Consider the following 10,992-nt stretch of genomic DNA (forward strand, 5'->3'; position numbering starts at 1 on the left):
GTTCGGGCAGAACAAAGCATTCCACTTGCCGCGCGCGAGGCGCCGTGCATAATGGAACCAGTTTAAAAATTTGGGGTTTGATTATGCTTGACCGGGACGGCTTTCGGCCGAACGTCGGCATCATCCTGCTCAACCAGAAGAACCAGGTGTTCTGGGGCAAGCGCATACGCACCCACAGCTGGCAGTTTCCGCAGGGTGGCATTGACCGGGGCGAAACCCCCGAGCAGGCCATGTTCCGCGAGCTGCACGAAGAGGTGGGATTATTGCCCAACCACGTTCGCGTGGTCGCCCGAACCCGCGACTGGTTGCGCTATGAGGTGCCTGACCGGTACATCCGCCGCGATGCGCGCGGCCACTACAAGGGCCAGAAACAGATCTGGTACCTGCTGCAACTGGTCGGTCACGACTGGGACCTGAATCTTCGCGCCACCAGCCACCCCGAGTTTGATGCCTGGCGCTGGAACGACTACTGGGTGCCGCTGGACGTGGTGGTGGAGTTCAAGCGGGGCGTCTATGAAATGGCCCTGACCGAACTGGCCCGATACCTGCCGCGGCACGAGCAGCGCAACCGGTACCTGCGCAGCGGCATGCGCACCCGTGACGGCGAAATCGCGGGCACCATGTTCCGCTCTGGGTCCGTGATGGTGAACCCTGGCATGGAGCTCCCCCCCGGTGCGAGCTTTGACCCGGATCCGCAATCGTCCATACCGGGTGGGCTCGATGTCATGCCGGGCGCCCACCATCCACGCTGAGCGATCAGATCACCGCAGCCGCGCCAGCCGCCGCCTCTGCTCCCCTGCTTTGGTTTCCCTGCGGGTGCAGGGCTGTCAGCGGGGTTCGAAACAGCTTGCCCATCCGCGTGCGGCCGATGCGGGAAATGCCAGGCGTCCGGGCGCACTGCCGACGGGCTGCGTCAGCTAAGCGCGAGCACCATGTTGTCCCGGTGCACCATCTCGGGCTCTGCAGCATAGCCCAGCAGGCGCTCGAATTCGGCAGAGGGCTTCCGACACAGCAGCCGCGCCTCGGCCGCAGCGTAGTTGGCCAAGCCGCGCGCGATCTCAACCCCCGATGCATCCCTGACCGCAATCACATCGCCACGCGAGAAGTCGCCCTCTACCGCCGTCATCCCGATGGGAAGCAGGCTTTTTCCCTCGTCGCGAACCTTGGCCGCCGCACCGCCATCGACCACCACCGCGCCGCGCAATTGAAGATGGTCGGCCATCCACTGCTTGCGGGCCTGCTTCTTTTGGGTCTGCGCCACCAGCAGCGTGCCCAGCGACTCGCCGCTTGCAAGACGCAGCAGCACATCTGGCTCCCGCCCCCAGGCAATCACGGTAGAGGCACCTGATCCGGCTGCGCGCTTGGCAGCAAGGATCTTGGTGATCATTCCGCCTTTGCCAATGCTCGACCCGGCACCGCCCGCCATGGCCTCCAGCGCGGGATCGCCGGCCTTGGCCTCGTGTACAAACTGCGCCGTATCGTCGCGTCTGGGGTCAGCGGTGTACAAGCCCTTCTGGTCGGTCAGGATGATCAGCGCATCGGCTTCGACCAGATTGGCCACCAACGCACCCAGGGTGTCGTTGTCGCCGAACTTGATCTCGTCATTGACCACCGTGTCGTTTTCGTTGATGACGGGCACCACACCGAGCCGAAGCAGGGTCAGCAGCGTCGAACGGGCGTTGAGATAGCGCTCGCGATCGGCCAAGTCCGCATGGGTCAACAGCACTTGTGCACTGCCCATGCCCTGCTCGCGCAGCTTGGTCTCGTACATCTGGGCCAGACCCATCTGGCCCACGGCGGCGGCCGCCTGCAGTTCGTGCACCTCATGGGGCCGGGTGGTCCAGCCCAGGCGCTTCATGCCCTCGGCAATCGCCCCGCTGGACACCATGACCACTTCGCGCGGCGCGCCGCCACCATCGCCACGCACCAGGGCGGCCAGTTGCCGACTCCATTCGCCGATGGCGGTTTCATCCAGTCCCCGCCCCTCGTTGGTCACAAGACTGGAACCCACCTTGACTACTATGCGGCGGGCATCTCGCAGAACGCTGGAAACCATTTTCTAGTGTGTATTAGGCTGCTTGCGCTTGCTGGGCGTGCTTTAGCAGCTATTAAATAAATAGCAAATCTCGAAACGATTGCGCGCCGTGGATCAGGCGTCGCCTGCAAAGCGCGGATCGACCTCGACCGGCTCGTTCTCGACCCGCTGCTCGGCCTGGACATGCTTGAAGATGGCGTGAATCAAAGGCTCACACCCCTCTCGCGTCAATGCCGATATCTCAAAGACAGGCCCCTTCCACTTCAAGCGCTTGACGAAGTCACTGACGCGCGCTTTCCGCTCGTCGGTGGGCACCATGTCCAGCTTGTTCAGCACAAGCCAACGGGACTTGTTGTAGAGGTTTTGATCGTACTTCTTGAGCTCGTTGACGATGGCTTTGGCCTGCGCAACCGGATCCACCGCATCATCAAACGGTGCAAGGTCAACGATATGCAGCAGCAGGCGGGTGCGCTGCAGATGGCGCAGAAATTGGTGCCCGAGGCCAGCCCCTTCGGACGCGCCTTCGATCAGGCCAGGAATGTCGGCCACCACGAAGCTCTGCTCGGGGCCCACGCGCACCACGCCGAGGTTGGGGTGCAATGTCGTGAACGGGTAGTCAGCGATTTTGGGCCGCGCATTGGAGACCGCTGTGATGAACGTTGACTTACCGGCGTTCGGCATGCCCAGCAAACCCACGTCGGCCAACACCTTCAACTCCAGCTTGAGGTGCTTTTTCTCGCCAGGCCAACCCGGCGTCTTTTGGCGCGGAGCACGGTTGATGGCGCTTTTGAACCGCATGTTGCCAAAGCCTCCATCACCGCCCTTGGCAATCGTGATCACTTCGCCGGGGGTGAGCAGTTCGTAAAGCACTTCACCCGATTCAGCGTCGGTGATGATGGTGCCCACCGGCATCTTCAATGTGATGTCACTGCCCGCCGCACCGAACATGTCCGAACCCATGCCATGCTCACCCCGCCTGGCTTCATGCCTGCGCGAGTACCGGTAGTCCACCAGGGTATTGAGGTTGGGGTCGGCCACCGCGAACACATGGCCGCCGCGCCCGCCGTCCCCACCATTTGGGCCGCCGAACTCCTTGTACTTTTCGTGCCGGAACGACACACAGCCATTGCCGCCATCACCGGCGGCAATATCAATAAAGGCTTCGTCGACGAACTTCATGAGCAGTGTCCAGTTTACAAAATCCGAACCGCACCCGTGCGGTCCGGCGCACCCCACCGCTGAACCAGCGCGAAGGTACCGCTTGGCATCCGATGGCGGCTCCTGCGCAATCGCAGAAAAGAGCCCCACATCATGCAAACCAAACAACAAAGCCCCGGCACAGCGGGGCTTCGATGATGACCCGAGGAGAGCCTCAGGCGGGTGTCACACTGACCGTGGACTTGGACAATGCACCCTTGGTACCAAACGACACGTGGCCGTCAACCAGAGCGAACAGCGTGTGGTCCTTGCCCACGCCGACATTGTTACCGGGGTGGAAGCGCGTGCCTCGCTGACGCACAATGATCGAACCAGCGCTGATCAGTTCACCACCAGACGCTTTCACACCCAGCATCTTTGGCTTGGAGTCGCGCCCGTTTCGCGTAGAGCCGCCGCCTTTTTTCTGTGCCATGACTCAGCTCCTTTGATTAAGCAGCAATCGCACCGATTTGCAGCTCGGTGAACTGCTGGCGATGGCCTTGGCGCTTTTGATAGTGCTTGCGACGACGCATCTTGAAGATGTGCACCTTGTCGTGCTTGCCGTGGGCCACGACAGTGGCTTTCACGGTTGCGCCGGACACCAGGGGTGTACCAACCTTCAATTCAGCGCCGTCACCGACAGCCAGAACCTGGTCGATCACAATTTCCTGGCCTACGTCCGCAGCAATCTGTTCTACTTTAATTTTTTCGCCGGAAGCAACGCGATACTGCTTGCCGCCGGTTTTTATGACCGCGTACATGTTGACCTCTTGAAATGAGTTCTGCAGACGGATTTCTGCAGAGCCCGCAATTATATCCCAGCGCTCCACCTCTTGCCAGGGGCCCCCACGAACGCGCCGTCCGCACACCCAGGACAAGACCAGACACGCAGCGCTGCGTTCCTATAATCAGCGACCAAACTGCGACATCCCCTTGACCGAAAACACCGCCCCAGCCGCCGCTCCCCTCGCGCTTGTCGCCAGCGACATGCGAGAGGTCGACAAGGTCATCAGCCAGCGCCTCACCTCCAGCGTCCCCCTGGTCGCACAGATATCGCAATACATCATTGCCGCTGGCGGCAAACGTCTTCGTCCTGCATTGCTGCTGATGACATGCGGAGCGCTTGGCTACTGCGGCCATCAACGCTTCAGCCTGGCGGCCGTTGTCGAGCTGATCCATACCGCGACACTGTTGCACGACGACGTCGTCGACGCATCAACACTGCGCAGGGGTCGGCCTACCGCCAATGAGACATTCGGAAACCCCGCCAGCGTGCTGGTGGGCGACTTTCTGCACACACGATCGTTTCAGATGATGGTCGAGTCGGGAAGCATGCGGATCATGGAGATCCTGGCCGAGGCCACCAACGTGATTGCCGAGGGAGAAGTCCTGCAGCTGATGAACATGCATGATGCCTCCCTCGACGAGGCAGCCTATCTGCGCGTCATCCGATCTAAAACCGCCAAGTTGTTCGAAGCCAGTGCCCGACTCGGTGCAGTTCTGGCACAAAGCACGCCCGACACCGAAGAGGCCTGTGCAACGTATGGGCAAGCACTCGGGACTGCGTTCCAGATCATTGACGATGTGCTGGACTATGACGGCGATACGGCTGAAATGGGAAAAAATCTGGGCGATGACCTCCGAGAGGGTAAGTCCACGCTACCGCTGATCGCAGCCATGGCCCGGGGAACAGCCAGGCAGGCAGCGACGGTGCGCCGCGCCATCGAAGAGGGCTCCACCGAACAGCTCGCGGAAATCCTTGCCATCGTGAAAGAGACCGGCGCCCTCGAAGTGGCGCGCGCCGCCGCGGTTGCTGAGGCCGGTCGTGCGATATCAGCAACACGCCGCCTGCCTCAAAATGCTTACTCTGCAGGGTTGCTAAAATTAGCCTCGGAGCTGCTGGATCGCCGCACTTGAGATGATTTGATGAAAATCCAAGGCGATCCACACGCTGCGGGGTGTAGCTTAGCCTGGTAGAGCGCTACGTTCGGGACGTAGAGGCCGGAGGTTCGAATCCTCTCACCCCGACCAGCCTACAAATTGCAACGCAGACCCGCTGCGCCTGCTGTTGCGCACATCCATCGCTGTACAGACTTTGGGCGATCGGCGATGATAGGATGGTAGACCTTTCAAACCCATCACTCCCTCCGGTTACATGGCCGCAGTCGCCCCCCCCCCTACAGAAGCTCCCACATCCACAGTCGCTCTTCCCGGCCTAGGTAGAGCGCTTATTTCCGCGGGAAAGCTCACCCAAAAGGCGGCTGAGGATGTTTTCGAAAAATCGCAGATTAAACAGTCTAGTTTTATAGGAGAATTAACCGGCTCTGGCGCTGTATCAGCTGCGGATCTGGCGCATACCGTGTCAGCAGTGTTCGGCGCACCCTTGCTGGATCTTGACGCAGTCGACCATGGGCGACTACCCGTCGATCTTCTGGATCCAAAAATCTGCCGTGATTATCGCTTACTGGTGCTTGGCAAACGAAATAATCGTTTGATCATAGCAACTGCCGATCCGACCGATCAAGAGGCTTCTGAAAAAATAAAGTTTACAACCGAGCTGGGGGTGGACTGGATTATTGCCGAGTATGACAAACTTGGCAATCTCTTGGGCGTCAACACGAAGTCTGTTGCTGAAATGATGGGTGGTGGTGATGAGTCAGAAGACGGCTCGGAGCCAGACAAAGCTGACGCAGACGAGGGTTTTGATTCATCCAATGAAACAGAATCAGAAGACATACCAGTCGTAAAGTTTCTGCGAAAAATGCTCCTAGAAGCATTTAGTATGCGTGCGTCTGACCTACATTTTGAACCCTACGAGGACCAATATAGAGTACGGTTTCGGATTGACGGTGAATTACAGGAAATCGCATTCCCCCCAGTAGCGATTAAAGACAAGCTCGCGTCGCGAATTAAGGTGATTTCGCGCATGGACATTTCTGAAAAGCGCGTCCCCCAGGACGGGCGCATGAAATTGAAGGTCGGTCCTGATCGGGTAATCGATTTTCGCGTGAGCACTTTGCCAACCCTCTTTGGCGAAAAGATCGTGATACGTATCCTCGACCCCAGCAGTGCCAAGCTGGGGATCGATGCACTTGGCTATGAACCCATCGAGAAAGAGAAACTGCTTCGCGCCATCGGCAGGCCTTATGGCATGATCCTGGTGACCGGACCAACAGGCTCCGGAAAAACTGTATCTCTTTACACATGTCTTAATTTGCTCAACAAACCGGGAGTCAATATTGCGACTGCTGAAGACCCCTCGGAAATCAACCTGCCAGGGGTTAACCAGGTCAACGTCAATGAAAAGGCTGGGCTAACCTTTGCCGCAGCCCTGAAGTCATTTCTGCGGCAGGATCCAGACATTATCATGGTCGGGGAAATTCGTGATTTAGAAACCGCCGACATCTCCATCAAGGCGGCTCAGACGGGGCACTTGGTTTTGTCAACATTGCACACCAACGATGCGCCTACCACTTTGACACGGATGCGGAACATGGGAATCGCGCCGTTTAACATAGCGTCCAGCGTCATCCTGATCACCGCTCAACGCTTGGCTCGGCGGCTGTGCCCTAATTGCAAAGCCCCAGCGGATATTCCCCACGAGACGTTGATCGAGGCCGGCTACCCGGAAGAGGAACTGGATGGAACATGGGTGACCTACCGCCCCGTTGGCTGCCCCGCCTGCAACAACGGTTACAAGGGCCGTGTAGGTATTTACCAAGTCATGCCCATTTCAGAGGAAATACAACGGATTATCCTGCGTGATGGAAGCGCCCTTGAAATCGCCGAACAAGCGCGTGCAGAAGGGGTGAGGTCGTTGCGCGATTCCGGTTTGTACAAAGCACGGCTGGGTCTCACTTCTCTTGAGGAAGTACTCGCAGTCACGAACGAATAAGGTTCAGAGGGATTTTTCATGGCCACTGTAGCGACGAGTGTCAAACAATTTGTCTACGAATGGGAAGGCAAGGATCGCAACGGGAAGATCGTCCGAGGCGAAATTCGCGCATCTGGCGAAAATCAGGTGCAAGCCACATTGCGTCGCCAGGGCGTGTTCCCTTCAAAGATTAAAAAACGTCGGATTCGTTCCGGCAAAAAAATTAAGCCCAAAGATATTGCACTCCTCACTCGACAGCTCGCCACGATGATGAAAGCCGGTGTGCCCCTGCTCCAATCCTTCGACATCGTCGGTCGAGGAAATACCAATCCAAGCGTGGCTAAGCTTCTAAACGACATTCGTCAGGATGTTGAAACGGGCACGTCGTTGAGCGCTGCTTTTCGCAAGCACCCCTGGCATTTCGATTCGTTGTACTGCAACCTTGTAGAGGCTGGCGAATCAGCGGGTATTCTTGAAGCACTGTTAGACAGACTCGCCACCTACATGGAGAAAACCGAAGCGCTTAAGTCGAAGATCAAATCAGCGCTGATGTACCCCATCTCGGTGATTATTGTGGCTTTTGTGGTGGTGGCTGTGATCATGATATTCGTGATTCCAGCATTCAAAGAAGTTTTCACTTCTTTTGGTGCTGACCTACCCGCTCCCACGCTATTTGTGATGGGCTTGAGTGATATTTTTGTTAAGTGGTGGTGGTTGATTTTCGGCAGTATTGGATTTAGTCTCTATTTTTTCTTGCAGGCATGGCGACGCAACGAGAAGGTCCAGATGTTTATGGACCGCTTTCTGCTCAAAATTCCGATTTTTGGCGTTCTGATCGACAAATCTTGCATTGCGCGCTGGACCCGGACGCTGTCGACTATGTTTGCGGCCGGCGTGCCTCTGGTAGAGGCGCTGGATTCTGTTGGCGGGGCTTCGGGAAATTCGGTGTATTCGATGGCGACCGAAAAAATTCAGCAGGAGGTCTCCACCGGCACAAGTCTGACTGCCGCCATGGGAAATGCAAAAATCTTTCCATCGATGGTATTGCAGATGTGCGCCATCGGAGAAGAGTCTGGTTCGATTGATCACATGCTAGGGAAGGCAGCCGACTTTTATGAAGAGGAGGTTGACGAGATGGTGGCCGGGCTGTCAAGCCTGATGGAACCTATTATCATCGTGTTTCTTGGAACAGTTATTGGCGGAATCGTCGTATCGATGTATCTACCAATCTTCAAACTCGGCTCGGTAGTGTAATGAGCCTAGAGCTTTTGTGGGAAGGTTCTATTGCGAGCGTTTTTGGCCTGCTGATCGGCAGCTTTCTGAACGTGGTCATTTACCGGTTGCCCAAGATGATGGAGCTTCAATGGGCGGCCGAAGTCCAGAAGTACACGGAGCAACCTGGGCCTGACGCGAAACAAACGCAAGACGCTGCACCGCCCGCTTTCAATTTGGTGCGCCCGCGATCGTGTTGCCGAACCTGTGGGCACATGGTTCGCTGGTTTGAGAACGTGCCCGTCCTGAGCTATTTGGTTCTGCGGGGCCGCTGTTCTGCGTGCAAGACGCCCATCGGGGCTCGGTACGTTTGGGTTGAGCTTGCCACGGGTGCGGCCTTTTTTTTCTGCGGCTATCGCTGGGGGTTGAGCTTCACTGCGCTTGCGTGGTGCGGTTTTTCTGCGGCGCTCATTGCGCTTGCGTGTATCGACTGGGACACAACGCTACTGCCTGACGACATCACCCTGCCGCTTCTCTGGGCAGGGCTTTTGTTGGCAGCGCTTCAGTGGATCGACGTGCGTTTGATCGATTCGGTATTCGGTGCCGCTGCGGGTTATCTGTCGCTCTGGTTGGTCTACTGGGGCTTCAAGCTCGCGACCGGGAAAGAAGGGATGGGCTATGGCGATTTCAAGCTTTTTGCGGCCTTGGGCGCTTGGTTTGGCTGGCAGGCCCTTGTCCCGATCATCTTGATGTCCTCAGTGATTGGCGTCGTCATCGGCCTGTTGATGAAATTCTCCCGCGCGTTGCGCGAGGGAGGCTACATACCGTTTGGCCCTTTTCTGGTGGGCGCGGGTCTGACGGCCATGGTTTTCGGGCCGCAAGCCATTACCGCAACCATGTTCGCCGCGTTGGGGCTGTGATTGTCTTGCCCAGGCGTTCGCTGAGCGCGTCAACAACCCATGCCAACCCTGCACGTGGGCCTGACTGGAGGCATCGGTAGCGGCAAGAGCACGGTCGCTCAATTGCTCGCTCAACGTGGAGCGGTCATCGTCGATGCTGACCAGATTGCGCGGGATGTGACTGCGACGGGAGGCGCGGCGGTGGGCGCAATCCGTGCGACGTTTGGTGCTGAGTTCATCGACGCTTCAGGGGCCTTGGATCGGCTGAAAATGCGGGCCCTGGCGTTCAACAGCCCCGCTGCGCGAGCCCAACTGGAAGCCATCGTCCATCCGCTGGTGGGCCTTCAGGCCCAGATGCAGGCCCAGGGGGCAGCGGCGAGCGGATGCCCTCTTGTCATCTTTGACATTCCGCTGCTGGCTGAGTCCGGGCACTGGGCGAAACGGCTCAACGCCGTTGTGGTCATTGACTGTGACCCCGACACGCAAATTGCGCGCGTGACGCAGCGCAGCGGGCTCGCGCGTGCGGAGGTCGAGAGGATCATTCATTCGCAAGCCACCCGGCAACACAGGCGCTCTACCGCAGATATCGTGATCTTCAATGGCCACCAACGCTGCCTGGGCAAGCTGGAAACCGACGTTTCCCACCTGGCAACGATGTTCGGGCTATGATGCGCACCCCGAACCTCCACGTACGCTCGTCTTCACCCGCAGCCCATCACAGGCGTCCTATAGCCGCATGAGCCCAAGGAACCCGCCAACGTGATTCTTTACGAGTACCCCTTCAACGAGCGCCTCAGAACCTATCTGCGGCTTGAGCAGCTGCTTCGCCGGCTCGGCGAGCTGATTCCCAGGCAGCATCCGCTCGACCATCACTTCGCTCTGGTCACCATTTTTGAGATCATGGACGTCGCCGCGCGTGCCGACCTCAAGTCAGACGTTCTCAAGGACATCGAAAAGAACAAACAGCAGCTCGATAGCTATCGCGGCAATCCTTCGATTTCGGAGGCGGCGCTGAATGCGGTCGTCGAGCAACTGGCCCGTTGTTTTCAAGCGCTGAACAGCCAAAATGGAAAGGCCGGACATGCCTTGACTGAAAACGATTGGCTCATGAGCATCCGAAGCCGGGTAGGCATCCCTGGCGGAACCTGTGGTTTTGATCTGCCTGCCTATTACGCGTGGCAGCATCGCCCGGCTGCTGTGCGTCAGCAAGCGCTGGAACAGTGGGCCTCGACGCTGGCGCCGCTGGCTGATTCCGTCTATGTGCTTTTGAAACTGTTGCGCGAATCCGGTGTGCCGCAAAAGGTCGTTGCTGAACGCGGGCAGTTTCAACAAAACCTGCCTCAGGGGCGAACTTTCCAGTTACTGCGCCTGCGCATCGACCCAGCGCTGGATGTCATACCCGAAATCAGCGGGAACCGGCTCATTGTATCCGTGCGGCTGATGCGCATGAACGACGACATGCGCTTGCAACCCTGCACCGAGGATGCGACCTTTGAACTCACGCTGTGCGCCTGACGACCTGCGTTGCTTCGATTCAGGACTTCGCAGCGCAGCCCAACCCAGGGCAACAACCACCCAGCAACCTCATGCCCCAAACACCACATTCGGAACCTAAGACGCGTATCGTCGTCTGCCCCCCCGAGTTCGACACCAATCGGCCTCTCTTGGGCTGGGCCGACGAGCGCTAGCGATATGAATCAATGACTTGCGGGTGCTTCGGGTCCGATTTCTGGGTTTTCTTGTAGTGCCAATGTTGCGATATTTTGTAGTTTTCA

The 10,992-nt window shown here is 58.0% G+C and carries 11 protein-coding genes and 1 tRNA gene; 8 read left to right on the forward strand and 4 right to left on the reverse strand.

Annotation, left to right across the window (positions count from 1 at the left end):
- The first annotated feature begins 83 nt into the window (after positions 1-83).
- Entirely contained in the window at positions 84-752 is a 669-nt protein-coding gene (locus tag ACK543_RS02120; RefSeq protein WP_409941221.1) for an RNA pyrophosphohydrolase, read from the forward strand.
- Positions 753-913: 161 nt separating this feature from the next.
- On the opposite strand, the gene proB is transcribed toward ACK543_RS02120, so the two are convergent.
- From proB to rplU, 4 genes are all read right to left on the reverse strand, one after another.
- Positions 914-2,056: a glutamate 5-kinase gene (gene proB / locus ACK543_RS02125; protein WP_409941222.1), complete on the reverse strand. Its 1,143-nt coding sequence runs from the start codon at positions 2,054-2,056 to the stop codon at positions 914-916.
- Between the two features lie 93 nt (positions 2,057-2,149).
- Positions 2,150-3,214, reverse strand: coding sequence for an Obg family GTPase CgtA (gene cgtA, locus ACK543_RS02130; protein WP_409941223.1), 1,065 nt, complete (start codon positions 3,212-3,214; stop codon positions 2,150-2,152).
- A gap of 193 nt (positions 3,215-3,407) precedes the next feature.
- The gene (gene rpmA, locus ACK543_RS02135) at positions 3,408-3,665 is read right to left on the reverse strand and encodes a 50S ribosomal protein L27 (protein WP_409941224.1); all 258 of its coding nucleotides are present in this window, start codon (positions 3,663-3,665) and stop codon (positions 3,408-3,410) included.
- Between the two features lie 16 nt (positions 3,666-3,681).
- Positions 3,682-3,993, reverse strand: coding sequence for a 50S ribosomal protein L21 (gene rplU / locus ACK543_RS02140; protein ID WP_409941225.1), 312 nt, complete (start codon positions 3,991-3,993; stop codon positions 3,682-3,684).
- Between the two features lie 226 nt (positions 3,994-4,219).
- Between rplU and ACK543_RS02145 the strand changes: the two genes are divergently transcribed.
- From ACK543_RS02145 to zapD, 7 genes are all read left to right on the forward strand, one after another.
- On the forward strand, positions 4,220-5,149 hold the full coding sequence (locus ACK543_RS02145) for a polyprenyl synthetase family protein (RefSeq protein WP_409941233.1): 930 nt from the start codon (positions 4,220-4,222) through the stop codon (positions 5,147-5,149).
- A gap of 37 nt (positions 5,150-5,186) precedes the next feature.
- Positions 5,187-5,263 (forward strand) — tRNA-Pro (locus ACK543_RS02150).
- 124 nt (positions 5,264-5,387) lie between these two features.
- Positions 5,388-7,127 (forward strand): type IV-A pilus assembly ATPase PilB, encoded by a 1,740-nt coding sequence (gene pilB / locus ACK543_RS02155; RefSeq protein ID WP_409941226.1) that lies wholly within the window; start codon positions 5,388-5,390, stop codon positions 7,125-7,127.
- An 18-nt stretch (positions 7,128-7,145) separates the two neighbouring features.
- Positions 7,146-8,360, forward strand: coding sequence for a type II secretion system F family protein (locus ACK543_RS02160; protein WP_409941227.1), 1,215 nt, complete (start codon positions 7,146-7,148; stop codon positions 8,358-8,360).
- The gene (locus ACK543_RS02165; RefSeq protein ID WP_409941228.1) at positions 8,360-9,238 is read left to right on the forward strand and encodes a prepilin peptidase; all 879 of its coding nucleotides are present in this window, start codon (positions 8,360-8,362) and stop codon (positions 9,236-9,238) included. The genes ACK543_RS02160 and ACK543_RS02165 overlap by 1 nt, the downstream gene beginning before the upstream one ends.
- Positions 9,239-9,277: 39 nt before the next feature.
- Positions 9,278-9,886 (forward strand): dephospho-CoA kinase, encoded by a 609-nt coding sequence (gene coaE / locus ACK543_RS02170; RefSeq protein WP_409941229.1) that lies wholly within the window; start codon positions 9,278-9,280, stop codon positions 9,884-9,886.
- A 90-nt stretch (positions 9,887-9,976) separates the two neighbouring features.
- On the forward strand, positions 9,977-10,732 hold the full coding sequence (gene zapD, locus ACK543_RS02175; protein ID WP_409941230.1) for a cell division protein ZapD: 756 nt from the start codon (positions 9,977-9,979) through the stop codon (positions 10,730-10,732).
- The last annotated feature ends 260 nt before the right edge of the window (positions 10,733-10,992 follow it).

Source organism: Acidovorax sp. (genome assembly GCF_046341535.1).
GTDB lineage: Bacteria > Pseudomonadota > Gammaproteobacteria > Burkholderiales > Burkholderiaceae_C > Acidovorax.